This is a genomic window from Robertmurraya korlensis (assembly GCF_023715225.1).
Lineage (GTDB): Bacteria > Bacillota > Bacilli > Bacillales > Cytobacillaceae > Robertmurraya_A.
Map to the genome: position 1 here is coordinate 71,128 of NZ_JAMBNS010000007.1, position 19,583 is coordinate 90,710.

Consider the following 19,583-nt stretch of genomic DNA (forward strand, 5'->3'; position numbering starts at 1 on the left):
GCCTATTCCTCCATAAAATGGCCCATTTTTGAAAGAGGTGATGAAATGTCTGATTTTATACTGGACGAAAGAACGGTTCAGATTTTAGAAATTTTACAAAAGAAAACGTATTGTTCCTTAGAAGAGATAGCAAAACTATTGGGTGTGAGTTCTAGAACAGTACGTAATGATATTAATCAATTAAATCAAGATTTTACTAGTGTGGCTATAATTACAAATGAAAGAGGAAAAGGCTATCGTCTAGAGATTAAAGAAAATGAGGTATTTCATAACTTATTAAATAGAAGAAATACAGAAGCTGAAAAGTTAGATACTTCAAAACAAAGGATTGCCTTTATCATCGACCGTTTGATCAATAGTGAGGAAACATACACTTTAGATGACTTAGCCTATGAGATGCATATAGGTAGAACTACCCTTATCAATGAATTAAAAAAGGCCTCGGTTTCCTTAGGGACATATAATCTAGTCATTCAAGGGAAGCAAAATAAAGGAATGAAATTAATTGGTGAAGAACTCGACATAAGATTCTTTATCTTGGATAACATGTTTGATTCATTATTTGGTAATTATCCAATTGATGAAGATATCGTAGAAGAAGTCTTGGGGATCTGCAGTAAGTATGATTTTGAATCTACAACTCAATCAAGATTAATGGAATTTATTGTCGTAATGTTAGATCGCTTACTAAAGAATCATCCCTTGAAGAAATTAAATGAAAAACATGAGAAATTACTAGAAACAAAAGATTATCAAGTAGCAATGGAAATTATTAAAGCTTTAGAAACAAAGCTACCAATAGAGATTCCTGAGCTAGAAATACTCTTTATCACGATTCCTATAGCAGGGAGACGTACACCAACCAATAATCGGTCAATGGCTGAGGTTAAAATTACAGATGATGTAAAAGGATTGCTTGAGCAGATTGTTGAACAACTTGGTTTTAAAAAAGAGATCATTCATGAACATCATTCCTTTTTTAACGATCTTCAATATCACCTTACTTTTATGTTAAATCGTCTGTTATTTGGTCTCCGATTAAAAAATCCATTGCTAGGTGATGTGAAAGAGAAATATCCAGTTGCATACAAAATGGCTGAAATCGCAGGACAAGTGATTGAAAGAGAGAGTGCTTTAGCAGTATCAGAGGATGAATTAGGTTACCTGGCTTTCTATTTTGGGGTGTTCATTGCAAATAATGATGTAAAAGTGAAAAGATTCCAAAAGGCAGCAGTCATTTGTGGTACTGGGAGAGGAACAGCAAAACTAATAGCTATGCAATTAGAGAGAGTATTAAATAATAAAACGGAGATAGATTTATACTCCGATAAAGAAGTAACAGAAGATCTCATAAGCAACTATGATATTGCTTTTTCAACAGTGAAATTACCTTTTGAACTAAACATTCCTTTAGTAAAGATTAGTGAGATTTTTGATGAAAGAAAGGTAACTAAAGAGATTGAAGTAGCTACCTTTATGAAAAATTTAAAGATAAGTCATGAAGGAGAGTACCAATCCATTTTAAGAGGACTCATTACCGAGGAAAAGTTTTTTTTATTGGAAAGTAACGAAGGGTACCACAAAGGTGTAAATACGATGATTGATACCTTAACCGCGAAGAACTACATGGATGGAGGGTTCAAAGAACGCTTGGAGGAGAGGGAAAGAAAAGGTTCCATGATATTTGGGAATTATATTGCCTTTCCACACACGATCAATAGAAGCTCTAATTCAGTAGAACTTGCAATTGGTGTTTTTCCTGAAAAGATAAATGTAGAGGAAAAAGAAGTTAAGGTAATTTTCTTATTGGGGTTACCAGAAGATCAAATAGATAATAGTGAACACTTTATCGTTAGACTTTATGATGAAATATTAAAAATAGCTAATTCCACAGAGCTTACCAACCAGCTAGCTAATGTTAATAGTTATCATACGTTAACAAACTTATTGGAAAAGGCAGCAAGACTATAATCCATATTTTATACAACTTTTGGAAAGCGTTTGCGGTAATTTTTTGGATAGGAGAGACAAAGAAATGATTTTGTACTTGATTCTTTTAATAGGTATTGCATGGTTGGTACAGAGCATTCTAGGGTTTCTTCAAATTAGGCATTTTAATAAAAAATATGCCGAAATGAGGTCAATGGGGAGAGTAGCCATCGGTAAGAAAACTGGCATGTTCAGAGCAGGTACTGTTGTTATGTTTTGCATTGATAAAAAAAATAAAATAATAAAAGCGGCAAAAATGCAAGGAGTGACAGTTTTCTCGCGTGTGAGAGAGCTAAAAGGCTTTGAAGGTAAATACTTGTTAAAAATTGCTGACGAAGATTTTATTGGTCTAGATAAATTAACTAAGCTAGCAATTGCTGATGCCCTTAGAAGTTATGACATTATTTCAAAGGGTGGGGAATTACGAGTGAAAAAAGGTTGGATCGAGCATTTAATACCTAATAAAAGATAAGAAAAGGGTGGTTTTATGGAGCTTGTTATAAAAGCAGCGGAAGGATTTATGAATTTATTTAGGCATGGTGGAGAGGTTTTTATAGATCTTGTTACTGGGATAGTACCTCTCCTCATTATGTTATTGGTGGCGATGAATGCTCTTGTACACTTCGTTGGGCAAGCGAGAGTAGAGAAATTAGCCAAAAAGTCAGGGAAAAACCCTTTTACAAGATACTTTGTATTACCAGTAATCGGGACATTTGTTCTAGCTAATCCAATGACACTATCTCTAGGGCGTTTCCTACCTGAAAAATATAAGCCTAGTTATTACGCGGCAGCATCTTATTCTTGTCACACACATAATGGGTTATTCCCACATGTTAACCCAGGTGAGTTATTCGTATTCTTAGGAATCTCTGCGGGTATTACTACACTTGGACACGATGTTACAGAATTAGCACTTCGTTATTTCTTAGTTGGAATAGTAACAAACTTCCTAAGAGGTTGGGTAACCGATCTAACAACAGCATATGTTGCAAAACAGCAAAACGTAAAATTAAAAGATACAGTTCAATTATAGGCGGTGGAAAAAATGACAACATATCAATCAATTAAAGTATCAAAAGGATCTGGCGGCTTTGGTGGTCCGTTAGTAATTACACCAACGAATGAAAAGAATAAAGTGGTTTATATTACAGGGGGTCAAAGACCAGATATTGCTGATAAAATTGCTGAATTAACTGGTTGCGAGCTTGTAGACGGATTTAAAACTTCTGTTCCAGAAAGTGAAATGGCATGCGTGATTATTGATTGTGGTGGAACGTTACGTTGTGGTTTATATCCACAGAAAAGAATTCCAACAATTAATATCATGCCTACTGGTCAAAGTGGTCCTCTAGCCAAACATATTACTGAAGACATTTACGTTTCTGGAGTAAAGGTGGAGAATATTGAACTTACTAATGCTTCTGAATTAGCAGCATCAAGTGTAAAGGACGAAATTGCTCCAGAGGTAAAACAAGAAGGCAAATACAGTACGAATAAAAAGATTAGTGAACAACAAGCACCAAAAGGGTTAATGGCAAGAGTTGGTATGGCTATGGGTTCTATTACAAGTGTTTTTTACCAAGCCGGACGTGAAGCCATTGACACAGTTATTAAAACCATCCTTCCTTTTATGGCATTTGTTGCGATGTTGATTGGTATTATTCTTGAGTCAGGAATCGGTGACGTATTCGCGAAATTCCTTTCACCGTTTGCAGGAAGTATTTGGGGATTAATAGTGATAGCACTTGTTTGTTCCTTCCCATTACTTTCCCCATTCTTAGGACCTGGTGCAGTTATTGCTCAAGTAGTAGGAACGTTAATTGGTGTAGAAATTGGTAAAGGGAACATCCCAGCGCATCTTGCATTACCAGCATTATTTGCAATCAATGCTCAAGCAGCAGCTGATTTTGTTCCAGTTGGCCTAGGTTTAGCTGAAGCAGAGGTTGAAACAGTAGAGGTAGGAGTGCCGTCAGTACTCTATTCAAGATTCTTAACCGGAGCTCCAACTGTGTTTATTGCATGGCTAGCAAGCTTTGGATTGTATGACTAAATTAATGTTAAATGATAGTAAGATTTTGAAAATAGAATTAGCGTAAGGAGACTTCATGATGTTAACAAAATATGAAACAAAAATTAATAAACTTGGTCCATCAGTATCTGAATTTCTTGGAGAAAAAATGTTTATTTTATTTGGAGATAACGCTCCAATAGAATTAGCTGAATATTGCCTGCTTATTGATGTAAACCCTGTTGAAGGAGACATTGTAGTGGGAGATATTCTTAAAATGGGTGAGAAAGAGTATGCTATTACTGCAGTAGGAGATGCGGTAAAGAAAAACCTTGTTTCTCTTGGGCATATTACCTTAAAGTTTGATGGTTCGCAAAGTCCGGAGTTACCTGGAACACTCTACCTTGAAGATGCAAATATCACTGCCGACATTGAGCCAGGAAGTGGAATACAGATTATTAGTAAATAATAAAAAACAGATGCTTAGCTTTTGACACATCTTCAATAGAAGAAGTGTCAAAAGCTAAGCATTTATTCTTTTTAAGAGGTGACAATATGAAAATAGTTATTGATTCAGGAAACGTTAAGGAAATAAGAGACTTAAACGAGTATTTTCCAATTGATGGAGTGACAACGAATCCCAGTATTATTGTGAAAGAACAAAGACCTTTTCTACCTTTGTTGAAAGAAATAAGAAATGTGATCGGAGAAGAGAAAGAGCTCTTCGTTCAAGTGATTTCTAATAAAGCGGAGAATATGGTTGAAGAGGCTCATTATGTAACTAACTCAATATCTGGGGAAGTTGTTATAAAAATTCCTGTAACAGAAGAAGGTATAAAAGCTATAAAGTTATTAAAAGCAGAAGGGATACGTACGCTAGCTACGACTGTATATACCCCAATGAGTGCATTTGTAGCAGCCAAAGCAGGGGCTGAATATGTTGCTCCCTATGTGAACAGGATTGATAATTTAGGAAACGGTACTAATGTAGTTTCAGAAATTACTCAGATTTTTTCGATACATAACCTTCCGTGCCAAGTCCTTGCAGCTAGTTTTAAAAATGTTAAGCAACTTCTAAATGTTGCACTAGTAGGAGCACATGGAATAACTGCTTCACCAGAGTTAATAAAAGCGATGCTTGAACATTCATCGGTTGAAAAAGATGTTTGTAAATTTAGAGATGAGTGGGTACAGTTATATGGTAAAGAAACTATATCCCTAATGGTTTAATACTAATAGAAATGAACCAGTTATTGACGTATACCTGAGGAGGAAAAATATGATTAAAGGTGTTATTTTTGATATGGATGGTGTATTAATTGACAGTGAAGTAGTTTTTCGAAAACACTTTCATGAATTTCTTGAGAGTAACGAAGTGTTTGTTGACATATCAGAGCTGAATTTTTTGGTTGGAGCATCTGTTAAGGTCGACATAGAATACCTCTCAAAAAAGTTAAATATCTCCTTCGAAGAAGCAAAACACAAAAGGGAATCTTATTTTAAAGCGAAAACGGTAGAATACGAGAAAATAAAAAAACCATATGTTAATGAACTATTAGATTACCTATCTTCAAAAAATATTAAAGTAGGGCTTGCCTCCTCATCGAAAATGGAAAATATTCAGTATGTATTAGAAGAACTTGGAATAAAAGAGTATTTTAGTATTCTAGTTAGTGGGGAAATGTTTGTAGAAACGAAACCTAATCCAGAGATATATAATTACACAGTAAACTCTATGAATTTATTAAAAGAGGAATTGCTAGTGGTGGAAGATTCTAATTATGGAATTGAGGCAGCCAAAGCAGCGGGTCTGAAAGTAGCAGCATTAATTGATTCAACATTTGGGTTTGATATTGACTCAGCGGATTATAAAATTGAATCATTAATTGATGTGATAAAAATAATAGAGGCTTTGGAGAAGTAGGGTAAACCTTTAATGAAAACTAAAAATTGCTGTTTTTTTAAATCCTTTCAAATGACTTGAAAGGATTTTTTTGTTGCACTAATTTGACTAATAAAACTTTTACTAAAACATTGACTAAAATTTACTTAAAGAATAAAATAAACAGTGTAGACGTTTTCAATTATCTGAATTTAAACCATCGTTAAAGATATTCATTAGATTTTAAACAGTTAAAGCGAAAGGATGATAACCATGGATAAACAGGGATTATTTAAGAAGTTTGTAGAGATTTTTAAAGTGGAAGATCAGGTGCGACTCTTTTTTTCACCAGGGAGAATTAACCTTATAGGAGAACACACGGATTATAATGGCGGGAATGTGTTTCCAGCTGCCATCACTTTTGGAACGTACGGAGTAGTAAGGGAGAGGGAAGACCGTTTGATTCGTATGTATTCAGAAAATTTTCCTGGCAAGGGGATCATTGAATTTTCACTAGATTCCTTGGAATACGAGGCGGCTCATAATTGGGCAAACTATCCAAAAGGGATGATTCGCTATGTTCAGGAAAGTATCGGAATTCTGCCAAACGGATTTGAACTTTTAATCCATGGGGACATTCCAAATGGTGCGGGTCTATCATCTTCTGCCTCACTAGAAATGTTAATGGGTGTCATCCTTGATGAGGTATACGATCTGAAATTAAACAGAGTGGAGCTTGTAAAGCTAGGTCAGAAGGTAGAAAACAAGTTTATTGGTGTAAACAGTGGCATCATGGATCAATTTGCGATTGGCATGGGGAAGGAAAACTGTGGGATTTTATTAGATTGCCAGACTCTTACTTTCGAATATGCCCCTCTTAATCTAGAAAAACACAAAATTATTATTATGAATACGAATAAGCGTCGGGAGTTAGCCGACTCGAAGTACAATGAGCGCCGAGCACAATGTGAAGAAGCTCTCTGTCGTTTACAAGCTAAATTGGATATCGAAGCATTAGGTAGTTTAACAGAAGAACAATTTGAAGCGAATCGTGTGTTGATTGGAGATGAACTTTTAGAAAAACGAGCAAAGCATGCCGTGTATGAAAATGGTCGTACGATTAAGGCTTTGAAAGCCCTAAAAGAAGGAAACCTTGCTTACTTTGGAGAACTGATGAATGCTTCTCATACATCTCTTAAAGATGATTACGAAGTAACAGGTATTGAACTCGATACTCTTGTAAATGCGGCTTGGAGCCAAAAAGGGACAGTTGGTGCTCGAATGACGGGCGCAGGGTTTGGAGGCTGTGCCATTGCTCTAGTAGACAAGAATTGCGTTGATTTATTTATTAAAGAAGTCGGAGAAAGCTATAAAGAGAAAATTGGATATGAAGCAACCTTCTATGTAGCGAGTATTGGGGACGGAACGAAAGAGCTTAAGGGAGAGTTGATACGATGAGCGTATTAGTGTTAGGTGGAGCAGGATATATTGGTTCGCACGCAGTACACCAGCTAATTGATCAAGGATACAAGGTGGTTGTCATTGATAACCTTCAAACCGGACATGAACAGGCCATCCATCCTCAAGCTACTTTCTATAAAGGTGATATAAGAGAAAAAGAGTTTTTAGCCTCCATTTTTCAAAAGGAAAAAATTGAAGGGGTTCTCCATTTTGCAGCCAATTCTCTTGTTGGTGAATCCATGGAAAAGCCACTTATGTACTTTGATAATAATGTGTATGGGACGCAAGTGTTACTGGAAGTAATGAATGAATTCCATGTGAAGAATATTGTATTCTCATCAACGGCAGCCACGTATGGTGATCAAAAAATCATGCCGATTACAGAGGATACGCCAACACTTCCGACCAATGCATACGGAGAGACGAAGTTAACGATGGAAAAAATGCTGAAATGGTGCAGCGGTGCATACGGAATGAAGTATGTGGCGCTTCGCTACTTTAATGTAGCAGGAGCAAGACCTACTGGAGAAGTGGGAGAGGACCATACACCAGAAACACATTTGATTCCGCTAGTATTACAAGTGGCACTTGAGCAAAGAGAATTCATCTCTGTGTTTGGAGATGACTATGATACACCAGATGGAACATGTATCCGTGATTATGTTCATGTAGAGGATTTAATTGCTGCACATATTCTTGCTTTAAAGTATTTAGAAACTGGTGGAGAAAGCAATGTCTTCAATCTTGGTAGTAATCAAGGATTTTCCGTGTTGGAAATTATTGAAGCGGCAAGGAAAATTACGGGGCATAACATTCCTGAAAAAATCGTGGCAAGAAGAGCAGGAGATCCAGCAAAGTTAATTGCTTCCTCTCAAAAAGCAAAGCAGGTGCTTGGTTGGAGTCCTAAGCGAACACATATTGAGCAAATTATTGAGGACGCATGGAACTGGCATCAGTCACATCCAAATGGGTACGAAAAGTAACGGAAGGAGAAACACTCCATGGAAATACATGCTTTGATTCAAACACTACTTGATCAATCAATGGAATGTGAAATGATTGAACGGGAAGATGAAATATATGCAAGAAACCAGATAATGTCTCTTTTACAACTAGCTGACTTCCCTGAGAAAATCGAAGGGGGAAAGGGAGTAAGCATACCAGATTTGTTAGAGGAAATCGTTCAGTATGCTTTTGAAAAAGGGATGGTTGGAACCCTGGATGCAGACAAAGACATCTTTTCAAGCAAGCTCATGAATGTTCTAGTGCAAAGACCATCGGATGTGAATCGTCGTTTTTATCTTCACTATGAAAAGGATCCAACATGTGCCACAAACTATTTTTATCAATTAAGTCAAAACAGTAATTATATACAAACCAAGAGTATTGCAAAGAATATTAGTTATAAAACAGATACTCCCTATGGAGAACTTGATATTACCATCAATCTATCGAAGCCAGAAAAGGATCCAAAGCAAATTGCCCTCGAAAAAGAGAAAAAACAGGATGTTCAGTATCCAAAATGCCTTCTATGTGAAGAGAATGAGGGCTACGAGGGTCGAATTGGACACCCAGCTCGCTCCAATCATCGAATGATTCGACTAGAGTTAGAGGATGAGCCCTGGTATCTTCAGTATTCACCATATGTGTATTATAACGAACATTGTATAGTCCTCTCCAAAGAGCATCGTGATATGAAAATATCCCGAAAAGGATTTGAAAGATTATTATCGTTTGTCGAAAAGTTTCCTCATTATTTCGTTGGCTCAAACGCGGATCTTCCAATTGTAGGGGGATCAATTTTAACTCATGATCACTACCAAGGCGGGAATTATGAATTTGCGATGGCAAGAGCCGGCGAAGAGTATTCTTTTCAGATGAAGGAATTCTCAAATGTATCTGCGGCAACAGTCAAGTGGCCAATGTCGGTCATTCGTTTACGATCACGAAGTAAAGAAGAACTCATTCAAGCAGCGGATTATATTTTGACTAGTTGGAAGGAATACACGGATGAAAAGATTGGTATTCATGCCTATTCCGAAGATACACCGCATAACACGATTACTCCAATTGCTAGAATGCGAGAAGGACAATTCGAACTCGATTTGGTATTAAGAAATAACCGAACGAGTGAAAAGCATCCATTAGGAATCTTCCATCCGCACAGCGATGTTCATCATATTAAGAAAGAGAATATTGGGTTAATAGAGGTCATGGGCCTTGCGGTTCTCCCTGCCAGATTGAAGGAAGAATTAGAGGAAGTAAAAGCGTATTTATTAGGAAAGTCATCTTTAGTAAAAGACTATCATCTCACATGGACCGAGGAATTAAAGAGTAAGTATGAAACCGAATGGTCGGAGGATACAGCTGAAGAAATGTTAAGAAGAGAAGTAGGGTTAAAATTCCAACGAGTGCTTGAGGATGCGGGAGTATTCAAAAGAGATACCGATGGTCAAGTGGCATTTCGACGTTTCTGTAAGAGTTTATAAATGGAGGCTTTTCTATGAAAATATCAGAGTCAGTAGTTGGCCAGCATGATGGTCAAACGATCGTAGCACATACGATTGAAAATGCTGCAGGCATGCAAGTCACTTCTATTAACTATGGATGTACCATTACGAAAATTGTGGTACCTGACCGCAGAGGTATTCTTGAAAACATTGTGTTAGGGTTTGATACGATTGAAGAGTATCAAGCAAATTCACCTTATTTCGGTTCAGTCATCGGAAGACATGCTGGGAGGATTGCTGGAGGCCGTTTTGAACTCGACGGAAGAACCTATGAGTTAGCCCAAAATAACATTGGAAATCATCTGCACGGTGGATTAAAAGGGTTTGATCGAACAGTCTGGGATGTTGACGTGGTGCAAGAAAAGGATTCAGTTAGTCTTTGTTATCGATACGAAAGCAAAGATGGAGAAGAAGGCTATCCTGGAAATGTACGCGTTTCTGTAACATATACAGTAACAAATGCGAATGAAATTTTTCTCAACTATGAAGGAATTAGTGATGCACGAACCATCCTTAATATGACAAACCATACGTATTTTAACTTAAGTGGTGATTTAAAGCGAACGATTGAGGATCACACACTGATGATGAAGAGTGATTATTTTCTTGAATTAAATGAACGTTTGATTCCAACAGGTGAAATGATACATGTTGATCATACGGTTTTTAATTTTCGTGAAGGTCGAAGGATTCAAGAAGGAGTGGTTTCGGAGCATCCTCAAAACATACTAGTTGGGAATGGCTACGATCATCCTTTTATGTTAAATAATGACCAATCAGCACCAATCTCATTATATGATGAGGAAAGTGGCCGTCTATTAGTTGTGGAAACGAATCAACCCGCCGTTGTGCTCTACACAGGGACACAGCTAGGTAATGATTATAGCATACGTGGCAGAAAGTCACAGAAATACTTGGGTTTGTGTTTGGAGACACAAGGAGTTCCTGATGCGATACATCATTCACATTTTCCGAGTACGGTAGTAGAGAAAGGTCAAATGTACCGTTCGGAAACAAAATGGTCGTTTAAAATAAAATAATTTTTTATAGGAAAAGTGAGAGCCATCAGGTATGTAAAGGCTCTCATTTTTTTATTATAAAATTTTACTAAAAAAATTTGTCAAAAAATATTACAAAATTATAAATTTTTGGAGTATAATGAAAACTATATTTTTTCACAGGGGGTATACTACTATGAAAGCATTAGAAAAAGCAGGAGTATTTGCAGGAAATACCTTTGCTTATTGGGTACTACTTTTTGCAGGGTTGGCATTATTATTTCCTACAGGGTTTACTTGGATTGGTCCTCATATCCCTTTATTATTGGGAATTATCATGTTTGGAATGGGTATGACGTTATCGGTAAATGACTTTAAAGAGGTTTTCAGACAGCCGAAATCAGTATTTATCGGTGTATTGGCACAGTATTTAATTATGCCATTCTTAGCCTTTGGTCTTGCAACGGTTCTTGGGTTGCCAGCTGAAGTGGCTGTTGGGGTTATTCTTGTTGGTTCTTGTCCAGGGGGAACATCTTCAAACGTTATGACTTATTTAGCAAGAGGCAACACGGCCTTATCTGTATCAATTACATCTGTTTCCACTTTATTAGCTCCAATCTTAACTCCGGCCATCACTCTTTTATTAGCAAGCAAATGGTTACCGGTGTCACTCAGCGCTATGTTTATATCTGTTGTTAAAATCGTTCTTGTACCAATTATCTTAGGCCTAATTGTGAAAACTCTATTCCGCACTCAAGTTGAAAAAAGCGTTAAAGCTCTTCCATTAGTATCAGTTATTGGGATCGTAGCCATTGTGGCAGCGGTTGTTAGTGGAAACAAAGAAAAGATCCTTGAAAGTGGACTATTAATATTAGCAGTAGTTATTTTACACAATGCATTAGGATACCTATTAGGTTTCCTAGCAGCTAAATTGTTAAAAATGGATTACAGTGACCAAAAAGCAATTTCCATTGAAGTAGGCATGCAAAACTCTGGACTTGCTGCGGCATTGGCGGCAGCACACTTCTCTCCATTGGCAGCAGTACCAGGAGCCATCTTCAGCGTATGGCACAATGTATCAGGCTCACTCCTTGCAAATTATTGGGGTAAGAAAGCTGAAAAAGCTAGTAATAGTCAAAATGCCACTGGAGACTCTGTAGAAATTCAAAAATAAAATGCAACCCGTACGCTTTTCAAAAGTGTACGGGTTTTTTATTTGAGAAAAGTGGAAATTCTAGTGATAGAAAATATTGCATATGCAGGATTATTCTGATATCCTAATATAGAACAAGTGTTCTGTAAAATAAAACAAAAGAGGTGTCCTATGATTTTAGGAATTCATCCGTATTTAGTATTGAATGGAAATGGGCAAGAAGCGGTTAAGTTTTATGAAGATGCGATCGATGCAAAGGTTGTTTCACTTCAGACATTTGGGGATATGCCAGAAAATCCTGAATACCCAACTCCTGCTGAGGCAAAAGACCGAGTGTTAAATGCACATTTAAAGATAGGAAATTCCGATCTCATGCTCTCCGATACATTCCCAGGACAGCCTTATCCGATTGGCTCTCAAGTAACAATTGCCATAATGATTAATAGTGTTGAAAAAACAAAAGCGGTTTTCGAAAAATTACAAGATGGCGGCAAAGTATTAATGCCATTACAAGAAACCTTCTGGAGCCCAGCTTATGGACAGGTAACAGATAAATTCAATATGACATGGCAGGTTTCAACAGAGGTTAAAAACGATTAATTAAAAGTGTTTATACATTAACAGCTACAAGAAAACGCCCTAAGACCATCTTAGGGCGTTACCTATTAACTTAAATATGAAAAGTTAATCCTCGGCTCAGATACGATAATCAGTTGTCCATCTTTTTCTTCAAGACCTAAACGGAACGTGCTGGGATTTCCTGGTATGGTAATGTCGACAAATTCGGGTGTGTCATGGTTTTTATCTAATTTAAACTCTACATAGGTATGCGTACCTACATGAAACCGTCGAAGTATTTTTTGATGCTTAACTTCACAAAAGATCGCTTCGTGTAAATTTACGCTTGTAAGCTCCTTCCCTAATAAAGAGCGTAACCGTTCTATAACATCTGCCTTACTAATCATCTTCTTCTTTCCTTTCACTTATAAATCCATCTCGCTTGGTATCTATGTTATACATTTATTTTATACATCAATCTCGATGAAGCAAACATTGTTTCATGACAAAAGTCTAGAGAACCCAATGAATAAAGTTAAGCTAATTTTATACCTAATAAATATATAATGATAGAATAAAATTACACCACAAAAATCGGAATAATCCTATCAATTATACGATATTAAATACATATAGAAGATCCTTAGTAGAGGGAATGTGTAGAATGACAGTTGACTTAATAATAAATGCGGAGGTCTGTTACCGACAGGCTGAGGAAAAAGCAGAACAATATTTTCTAATGCTTAATAATGAGGCAGGAAAAAAATCGTACGCGAAAGCTTTAATGGATGATATTCACTCGTGGAAACACAATCATATTCGTCATCATTCCATATTATCCTTGTTCTCTAATCGAGAGAAACGTGCAAGTTCAAAAGGATATCAAAGTTACCTTCAATGGCTAGACCATACAGGTAAACTGGATAACTACTTGGATCGGAGTATTTCTTACCTTTATATGCGCGATCTCGGAAAATCCTTGAACTCTGCCGAAACACTGGCTAGTATTAGCCGCGCGGTAAATAGTTGGAAGAATAGTATTCTTTTAAATGGAGAGAATCAAGATGATCTATTAGGGATGGCTGGCTTGTACCGAAAGGCTCAAGAGGAAGGTATTGAGTTAACCATGATCTGGTTAATAGGCAAATTGAAGACCGTTTCAGAGAATATTCCAGAGGGAATGGACGCAGATCATGCTCAAAGGAAGCTGATTAAAATCATTGCTGGTGTCCTTATGCATGTCCTTGAAGAGATGGATGACAAGATATCTTCTAAAGAGCGTGCTAAAAAGTTGGATGAAGCGATCCGGCTAGGATATTGCTATGGTTTAACGTATCCGTTTATCGACGACCTTCTCGATGCTAAGTTGCTGTCGGATGAAGAAACCAAACGATATACGAATTTGATTCGTACAACGCTAACAACAGGGACTGTGCCTGAACTAGGAAGGTGGTCAGGGAAGAACGAATCTTTAATTCGTTTTATTCATCAAGAATTGGGTACAGCCTTTGAATATATCAAAGCTCATCAAAGACGTGAATCTCTGACCTTATTTTTCGAGCAATCGTATGTTTTTTTTCAATCTCAAGAAGTCGATCGGCAGAGGGATTTATCTCATTCCACTTATTCAAATAAAGATTTGTATGTACCAGTCATATTAAAATCATCTTCGTCACGTTTAATTGCTAGGTCCGTCCTTGATGCTCCTCAAGATGAAGGATTTTCGGATCGAACGTTCTATTATGGTATCTATAATCAGTTAGCGGATGATTTTGCAGATATGTTTGATGATATGAAGGACGGTGCGGTCACTCCTTATACCTATTATATGAAGTATAAAGGGGTACGAAATGATTTAATCAATCCCTTTGAAATGTACTGGACCGTTATCTATTACCTTATACATAAGGTCTTTCAGTCAGATAAGAAAACATGCGAGGTAATTTTGGATCGGGCCATCAATGGCTTAAAACGCTTTAAAGAAAAAATGGGAACGAAGAAGTACAACGAAGTGATGCAGATATTTGCAACAGAGAACCAAATGTTTAATCGTCTCATACAGAAGATGGTTAGAAAAGCCGATGATGTGGATTTCTTGGATAAATTACTTCGAGATCACATCATTACAACACTAAGAAACGAGAGGAAAGAGCAAGAGGAATTTCTAAATACCATTGACGAGGTCCGGGATGAAATCAACAGAATCTTACCAATAGCTCCTAACAGAGATGTAGATGTATCAAACGAAGCAATTATTGAAGCAGCTAATTACAGCCTTGAAGGCGAGGGGAAACGGCTGCGGTCGATCATGGCTTGGGTGATGGGGGTACAGGGATTCAGTTTAAATAAGGAATCCATCCTTCCTTTATTAAAATCATTGGAATATTTGCATACTGCTTCTCTCATTTTCGACGATCTTCCCTCTCAAGACAATTCAGATACTCGAAGAGGGAGGCCAACCCTTCACCGTGTATATAACATAGCTGTGGCTGAAATATCAGGTTTATTTTTGACCCAGAAAGCGATGGAAGAGCAAGCGTCTCTAGATTCCTATGAACCCCAAACGGTGTTAAAGCTTATCCATTATTCTGCACATATGACTGGAGTTATGTGTCAAGGACAGGCGATGGACCTTGGATCGAAAGGGAAGAAATTAAGCATAGACCAGCTGAATCATATGAGTATATATAAAACGGGTTTAGCGTTTGAAGCTTCCCTTGTTATGCCAGCCATTCTTGCAGAGGCAAGCCCCACAGAAATAGAAGCTTTGAAAAAATACGCTCACCATGCCGGCATTGCCTTTCAAATTAAAGATGATCTCCTTGATGTAGAAGGAGATGTTAACCTGCTCGGAAAGCCAACCGGTCAAGATACAGGAAATAATAATTCCACATTTGTCTCAATCCTAGGGAAAGATGGTGCAAAAAGGGAAATGTGGGAGCACTTTTGTCAGGCAACGGAAGCGTTGCGGGAGATTCCACGAAATATTCCTTTTTTAAAGCATTTATTGAATTATATCGTAAACCGTGATCATTAATGATCCCTATTAAAGGGATCATTTTTTTTACCTATGAAAATATTGATTGCCGTAAAGCTGGTATAAATATATAATAAAAGTTGTATTAGGGAAACAATTGTTTACTAGTGAAATTTTTAAAGTTTATGGCACATTTTTTACACACGCACATATCCTTTATAAAGATTAGTGAAATAGTTATATTTTTTTAATGAAAAAGTTTGATTAAGGAAACATAGTGTCCTTGGTCTCAATGCCTTTAACAAAAATTAAGGAGGATATTACAATGACGGAGAATCTGTTGTTGGCTTTTGGGCTAACTTTAATGGCAGGGCTTGCCACGGGGATTGGTAGTGTGTTAGCGTTTTTCACCTCTACAACAAATACAAAGTTTCTTTCTGTTACTCTAGGTTTCTCGGCAGGTGTGATGATCTATGTTTCTATGATTGAGATTTTCGTAAAAGCAAAGGATGCACTTGTAGGTTCTATGGGGAATGTGTTAGGTAACTGGATGACAGTGGTGGGTTTTTTCGGTGGGATGTTGTTAATAACATTAATTGATAAATTTATCCCCAAACAAGGAAATCCACATGAGTTGAAAAAAGTTGAGGATATGAATGATAAACCGAACAATCAAAGCTTATTAAAGATGGGTACCTTTACAGCACTGGCGATTGCCATTCATAATTTTCCTGAGGGGATCGCGACGTTTACTTCGGCTTTGCAGGACCCTGGTTTAGGGATTGCCATAGCGGTAGCCATCGCTATTCATAATATTCCTGAGGGAATTGCCGTATCAGTGCCTGTATATTTTGCCACTGGTGATAAGAAAAAGGCATTCAAACTGTCATTTTTATCTGGACTATCAGAACCAGTTGGTGCGTTAGTTGCTTATCTGTTTTTGATGCCTTTCTTAAACGACGTTATGTTTGGCATCATCTTTGCCGCCGTGGCAGGAATTATGGTATTTATTTCACTCGATGAATTATTACCTGCCGCGAAGAGATATGATGAAACTCATCTATCCATTTATGGGTTAATCGGTGGAATGGCTGTAATGGCACTCAGCTTGTTATTATTCATTTAAATGGAGAAGTAAAAAGGCTTTCGACAGTTGGTCGAAAGCCTTTTTTGTACTTATTCTACGATTTCTAAGGTTACTTCGATATTTCCTCTTGTTGCTTTTGAATACGGGCAGAAATGATGAGCTTTTTGCACTAAGTCCTCTAATACAGCTTTTTCAATTCCAGTACCTTTTACTTGTAGTGTTACACCAAGCTTAAACCCTTGGTCTGTTTCATCTTTTATTAGGCTAACGTTTGCTGTAACTTGGGATTCAAATTTTACACGTTCTGATCTTGCCATAAATTGAAGAGCTCCGTCAAAACAAGCAGCGTATCCTGCCGCGAATAATTGCTCAGGATTTGTTGCACTTGGTAATGATTTCGCTCTTGGTGTGCCTGGCATTGCGATATCAAGATTAATAGCACCTTCAGGAGATTGAACTTTCCCTTCTCTACCTCCAACGGCAGTTACACTAGATGTGAATAATACGTTTGACATAAGAATCATCCTTTTTGAATGTATTTTTTTCTAATTTAGATTGTGCAAAATTAAATAACTTATGTGTTCATAATAATAGATGAGATATTAATTGTCAACAATTATATTGTGTACAATTTAAATGAAGGTTTGACGATAAAGAATGGGTACGATATGATTTTATAAAATTAATTTTATTATCATTATTTTAGAAGTTGAGGGATGAATCATGAAGTATGAAGATGAATTTGTGAAACTAGAAGACCATTTATGTTTCTCTTTATATGCTTGTTCAAGAGCGATTTTTCGTTTATATCGTCCGTTTCTAGACGAATTAAATTTAACCTATCCACAGTATTTGGTTTTGCTTGTCTTATGGGAAAGGAAGCAAAGCACGGTGAAAGAATTAGGAGAACTTCTTGGACTTGATTCTGGGACCTTAACTCCTATGCTAAAAAGAATGGAAGCAGCGGGTCTCGTTGAACGCAAAAGATCGGCTGAAGATGAGAGGGTTGTGATGATTACCATTACGGAGGAAGGAAATCACCTTAAAGAGAAGGCTGTTTGTATCCCACGGTCACTATTAGAATCAACAGGAATGACAGAGGAAGAAGTTATTACGATTAATAATGTGATAAAAAAATTACTTCATAACGTGAATACAGCAAGTATGAAATGAGATCTCTCACGGACTAGGTGAGAAGTGTATTAAGCAGAAAGTCCTTCCGTAACGGTTGGACTTTTTGAATGTCAAGAGCTCTCCCTTCTGAATATATCTAATATTTTTAGCCAACATATAGGTTGAAAGAATGATCAGGAGTGAGCGCTTTGAACAGATATATGGTGTTTTTAGTTGTAACAATCATGTCATTTTTTCTAGCTGGATGTGGATTTAATGTTCTTGATATTAAAGCAGAAGATCAGCAATCACAAAGCAGCCAAGCTAAGTCAAGAATCTTGAATGATGAAACAGAAAAGGTAGATCCTACGATAAGGGTGTCGCAACTAGCAGAACAATATGTCGAGAAATTAGCAGAAGTAAACCGGGCTAATGTTATTTACTCTAATAATAATGCGTATGTTGCCATTAAACCAAATCAATATGGAAGTCTGTCAGATGTATTAAATCAAAAGATAGCTGACCAGGTTCGAAAGGCAGATAATAAAATTCATAAAGTGTACGTATCTGTAAATCCAGACTTTTATACAACGATGAACTCCTATGCTCATGATATAAGGTCTGGCAGGGACAAAGTCAGTTTGTATCGAGATTTTTCTAATACAGTTATGAACTTTTTTGGGGTTGAAAGTGAAAAATAAAAACACACTCGTTTTTGCGAGTGTGTTTGTCTATTTTTTTAGGGAAGAATATTTCCAGCGGCACGATAAATGCTATACCATTCTTCACGAGTAAGGTGAACTGTGCTAGCTTGGATGCAATCCTTTAATCTATCTAGATTCGTTGTACCAACAACAGGCTGCATCTTTGCAGGATGACGTAAAATCCAAGCTATGGCTATGCTTGTATTGCTAACATTGTATTTTTCTGCTAGTTGATTAATTTGTTGATTCAATTCAGGGAACTTTTCATTTCCTAAAAAGGTTCCTTCAAAGAAACCGTATTGGAATGGAGACCAAGGTTGAATCGTAATGTCATTTAGACGACAAAAATCAAGCACACTGCCATCGCGATTAATTGCAGGTTCATTTTCCATATTCACGTTAATTCCGCTAGAAATCATTGTAGAGTTTGTGATACTAAATTGTAGTTGGTTTGCTACAATAGGTTGTTTTACATACTTTTTAAGAAGTTGGATCTGCATTGGATTTTGGTTTGACACGCCGAAATGACGTACTTTTCCTGATGCTTCAAGGATATCAAAGGCTTCAGCTACTTCTTCAGGTTCAACCAAAGCATCTGGTCGATGTAGTAGAAGTGTATCAAGATAATCGGTTTTCAGACGTTTTAAAATGCCGTCCACTGACTCTAATATGTATTCTTTAGAGAAATCAAACATCCCTTTTCTTATACCACATTTGGATTGAAGAATCATTTTCTCTCGAATATCATCATTCATGTTGATAGCATCTGCAAATATTTCTTCACAAGCACCACCACCATATATGTCGGCATGATCAAAGAAGTTAGCTCCTTCTTCTAATGCTGTTTTGATAAAGCGCTCAACCTCGGATTTTTCAAGTGCGCTTATTCTCATACAGCCAACTGCAACAACAGGTACCTCTAATGTACTGTTTCCTAGTCTAATCGTTCTCAAGTATAGTCCCTCCAAGTGTAAGATGGGGTAATTGTTGAGTGAATAGTTCCTAATGCTCCTATTATCAACTCATTAACCGATCGTAAGCATAATGTGCACGCTTTCACGAATGTGTACAAGCATATTTTGCCATACCCTTTGGTGTTATTCAACTATTAACTATGGCTGGGATGGAGGTTGAGTCTTTTAT

20 protein-coding genes are annotated in these 19,583 nt (G+C 37.0%); 17 read left to right on the plus strand and 3 right to left on the minus strand.

The annotated features are described in order from the left end of the window. The first annotated feature begins 45 nt into the window (after window positions 1-45). From M3175_RS13710 to M3175_RS13770, 13 genes are all read left to right on the plus strand, one after another. A complete protein-coding gene (locus M3175_RS13710) occupies window positions 46-1,971 on the plus strand; it encodes a BglG family transcription antiterminator (protein ID WP_251519811.1) in 1,926 nt (641 codons plus the stop codon). Window positions 1,972-2,035: 64 nt separating this feature from the next. Continuing rightward, window positions 2,036-2,461, plus strand: coding sequence for a transcriptional regulator GutM (locus M3175_RS13715; RefSeq protein WP_251519812.1), 426 nt, complete (start codon window positions 2,036-2,038; stop codon window positions 2,459-2,461). 15 nt (window positions 2,462-2,476) lie between these two features. Beyond that, the gene (gene srlA, locus M3175_RS13720; RefSeq protein ID WP_251519813.1) at window positions 2,477-3,022 is read left to right on the plus strand and encodes a PTS glucitol/sorbitol transporter subunit IIC; all 546 of its coding nucleotides are present in this window, start codon (window positions 2,477-2,479) and stop codon (window positions 3,020-3,022) included. A 12-nt stretch (window positions 3,023-3,034) separates the two neighbouring features. Then, window positions 3,035-4,039: a PTS glucitol/sorbitol transporter subunit IIB gene (srlE, locus tag M3175_RS13725; RefSeq protein WP_251519815.1), complete on the plus strand. Its 1,005-nt coding sequence runs from the start codon at window positions 3,035-3,037 to the stop codon at window positions 4,037-4,039. A gap of 58 nt (window positions 4,040-4,097) precedes the next feature. Beyond that, on the plus strand, window positions 4,098-4,466 hold the full coding sequence (locus M3175_RS13730; protein ID WP_251519817.1) for a PTS glucitol/sorbitol transporter subunit IIA: 369 nt from the start codon (window positions 4,098-4,100) through the stop codon (window positions 4,464-4,466). Between the two features lie 86 nt (window positions 4,467-4,552). Further along, window positions 4,553-5,227, plus strand: coding sequence for a transaldolase family protein (locus tag M3175_RS13735; protein ID WP_251519819.1), 675 nt, complete (start codon window positions 4,553-4,555; stop codon window positions 5,225-5,227). 49 nt (window positions 5,228-5,276) lie between these two features. Next, window positions 5,277-5,921, plus strand: coding sequence for an HAD family hydrolase (locus M3175_RS13740; protein WP_251519821.1), 645 nt, complete (start codon window positions 5,277-5,279; stop codon window positions 5,919-5,921). Window positions 5,922-6,152: 231 nt separating this feature from the next. Continuing rightward, window positions 6,153-7,337, plus strand: coding sequence for a galactokinase (locus M3175_RS13745; RefSeq protein WP_251519822.1), 1,185 nt, complete (start codon window positions 6,153-6,155; stop codon window positions 7,335-7,337). Then, complete coding sequence (gene galE / locus M3175_RS13750; RefSeq protein ID WP_251519823.1) at window positions 7,334-8,323, plus strand: UDP-glucose 4-epimerase GalE; 990 nt, start codon at window positions 7,334-7,336, stop codon at window positions 8,321-8,323. Before M3175_RS13745 ends, galE begins: the two co-directional genes overlap by 4 nt. 18 nt (window positions 8,324-8,341) lie before the next feature. Beyond that, window positions 8,342-9,829 (plus strand): UDP-glucose--hexose-1-phosphate uridylyltransferase, encoded by a 1,488-nt coding sequence (gene galT, locus M3175_RS13755; protein ID WP_251519824.1) that lies wholly within the window; start codon window positions 8,342-8,344, stop codon window positions 9,827-9,829. Between the two features lie 14 nt (window positions 9,830-9,843). Further along, window positions 9,844-10,890, plus strand: coding sequence for an aldose epimerase family protein (locus M3175_RS13760; protein ID WP_251519825.1), 1,047 nt, complete (start codon window positions 9,844-9,846; stop codon window positions 10,888-10,890). Window positions 10,891-11,044: 154 nt separating this feature from the next. Next, entirely contained in the window at window positions 11,045-12,022 is a 978-nt protein-coding gene (locus M3175_RS13765; RefSeq protein ID WP_251519826.1) for a bile acid:sodium symporter family protein, read from the plus strand. Between the two features lie 150 nt (window positions 12,023-12,172). Next, entirely contained in the window at window positions 12,173-12,601 is a 429-nt protein-coding gene (locus M3175_RS13770; RefSeq protein ID WP_251519827.1) for a VOC family protein, read from the plus strand. Window positions 12,602-12,666: 65 nt separating this feature from the next. On the opposite strand, the gene M3175_RS13775 is transcribed toward M3175_RS13770, so the two are convergent. After that, window positions 12,667-12,966: a hypothetical protein gene (locus M3175_RS13775; protein ID WP_251519828.1), complete on the minus strand. Its 300-nt coding sequence runs from the start codon at window positions 12,964-12,966 to the stop codon at window positions 12,667-12,669. A gap of 257 nt (window positions 12,967-13,223) precedes the next feature. Between M3175_RS13775 and M3175_RS13780 the strand changes: the two genes are divergently transcribed. Continuing rightward, the gene (locus tag M3175_RS13780; protein WP_251519830.1) at window positions 13,224-15,596 is read left to right on the plus strand and encodes a polyprenyl synthetase family protein; all 2,373 of its coding nucleotides are present in this window, start codon (window positions 13,224-13,226) and stop codon (window positions 15,594-15,596) included. A 265-nt stretch (window positions 15,597-15,861) separates the two neighbouring features. Next, the gene (gene zupT, locus M3175_RS13785) at window positions 15,862-16,662 is read left to right on the plus strand and encodes a zinc transporter ZupT (RefSeq protein ID WP_251519831.1); all 801 of its coding nucleotides are present in this window, start codon (window positions 15,862-15,864) and stop codon (window positions 16,660-16,662) included. A gap of 50 nt (window positions 16,663-16,712) precedes the next feature. On the opposite strand, the gene M3175_RS13790 is transcribed toward zupT, so the two are convergent. Beyond that, window positions 16,713-17,138 carry an organic hydroperoxide resistance protein gene (locus tag M3175_RS13790; protein ID WP_251519833.1) on the minus strand — a complete coding sequence of 142 codons (426 nt, stop codon included), beginning with the start codon at window positions 17,136-17,138 and terminating at the stop codon, window positions 16,713-16,715. Window positions 17,139-17,346: 208 nt separating this feature from the next. Here M3175_RS13790 and M3175_RS13795 point away from each other — a divergent pair, with 208 nt between their 5' ends. Continuing rightward, on the plus strand, window positions 17,347-17,796 hold the full coding sequence (locus tag M3175_RS13795; protein WP_251519834.1) for a MarR family winged helix-turn-helix transcriptional regulator: 450 nt from the start codon (window positions 17,347-17,349) through the stop codon (window positions 17,794-17,796). Window positions 17,797-17,945: 149 nt separating this feature from the next. Beyond that, window positions 17,946-18,437 (plus strand): YhcN/YlaJ family sporulation lipoprotein, encoded by a 492-nt coding sequence (locus M3175_RS13800; RefSeq protein ID WP_251519835.1) that lies wholly within the window; start codon window positions 17,946-17,948, stop codon window positions 18,435-18,437. 38 nt (window positions 18,438-18,475) lie between these two features. Here the strand turns inward: M3175_RS13800 and M3175_RS13805 are convergent, their stop codons facing one another. Next, window positions 18,476-19,393, minus strand: coding sequence for an aldo/keto reductase (locus M3175_RS13805; RefSeq protein WP_251519836.1), 918 nt, complete (start codon window positions 19,391-19,393; stop codon window positions 18,476-18,478). Window positions 19,394-19,583: the final 190 nt, after the last annotated feature.

What these genes read in the sequence shown, in the direction of transcription:
- M3175_RS13710 (WP_251519811.1), top strand. Translation starts at nt 46, where the DNA reads ATGTCTGATTTTATACTGGACGAAAGAACGGTTCAGATTTTAGAAATT.
- M3175_RS13715 (WP_251519812.1), top strand. Translation starts at nt 2,036, where the DNA reads ATGATTTTGTACTTGATTCTTTTAATAGGTATTGCATGGTTGGTACAG.
- srlA (WP_251519813.1), top strand. Translation starts at nt 2,477, where the DNA reads ATGGAGCTTGTTATAAAAGCAGCGGAAGGATTTATGAATTTATTTAGG.
- srlE (WP_251519815.1), top strand. Translation starts at nt 3,035, where the DNA reads ATGACAACATATCAATCAATTAAAGTATCAAAAGGATCTGGCGGCTTT.
- M3175_RS13730 (WP_251519817.1), top strand. Translation starts at nt 4,098, where the DNA reads ATGTTAACAAAATATGAAACAAAAATTAATAAACTTGGTCCATCAGTA.
- M3175_RS13735 (WP_251519819.1), top strand. Translation starts at nt 4,553, where the DNA reads ATGAAAATAGTTATTGATTCAGGAAACGTTAAGGAAATAAGAGACTTA.
- M3175_RS13740 (WP_251519821.1), top strand. Translation starts at nt 5,277, where the DNA reads ATGATTAAAGGTGTTATTTTTGATATGGATGGTGTATTAATTGACAGT.
- M3175_RS13745 (WP_251519822.1), top strand. Translation starts at nt 6,153, where the DNA reads ATGGATAAACAGGGATTATTTAAGAAGTTTGTAGAGATTTTTAAAGTG.
- galE (WP_251519823.1), top strand. Translation starts at nt 7,334, where the DNA reads ATGAGCGTATTAGTGTTAGGTGGAGCAGGATATATTGGTTCGCACGCA.
- galT (WP_251519824.1), top strand. Translation starts at nt 8,342, where the DNA reads ATGGAAATACATGCTTTGATTCAAACACTACTTGATCAATCAATGGAA.
- M3175_RS13760 (WP_251519825.1), top strand. Translation starts at nt 9,844, where the DNA reads ATGAAAATATCAGAGTCAGTAGTTGGCCAGCATGATGGTCAAACGATC.
- M3175_RS13765 (WP_251519826.1), top strand. Translation starts at nt 11,045, where the DNA reads ATGAAAGCATTAGAAAAAGCAGGAGTATTTGCAGGAAATACCTTTGCT.
- M3175_RS13770 (WP_251519827.1), top strand. Translation starts at nt 12,173, where the DNA reads ATGATTTTAGGAATTCATCCGTATTTAGTATTGAATGGAAATGGGCAA.
- M3175_RS13775 (WP_251519828.1), bottom strand. Translation starts at nt 12,966, where the DNA reads ATGATTAGTAAGGCAGATGTTATAGAACGGTTACGCTCTTTATTAGGG.
- M3175_RS13780 (WP_251519830.1), top strand. Translation starts at nt 13,224, where the DNA reads ATGACAGTTGACTTAATAATAAATGCGGAGGTCTGTTACCGACAGGCT.
- zupT (WP_251519831.1), top strand. Translation starts at nt 15,862, where the DNA reads ATGACGGAGAATCTGTTGTTGGCTTTTGGGCTAACTTTAATGGCAGGG.
- M3175_RS13790 (WP_251519833.1), bottom strand. Translation starts at nt 17,138, where the DNA reads ATGTCAAACGTATTATTCACATCTAGTGTAACTGCCGTTGGAGGTAGA.
- M3175_RS13795 (WP_251519834.1), top strand. Translation starts at nt 17,347, where the DNA reads ATGAAGTATGAAGATGAATTTGTGAAACTAGAAGACCATTTATGTTTC.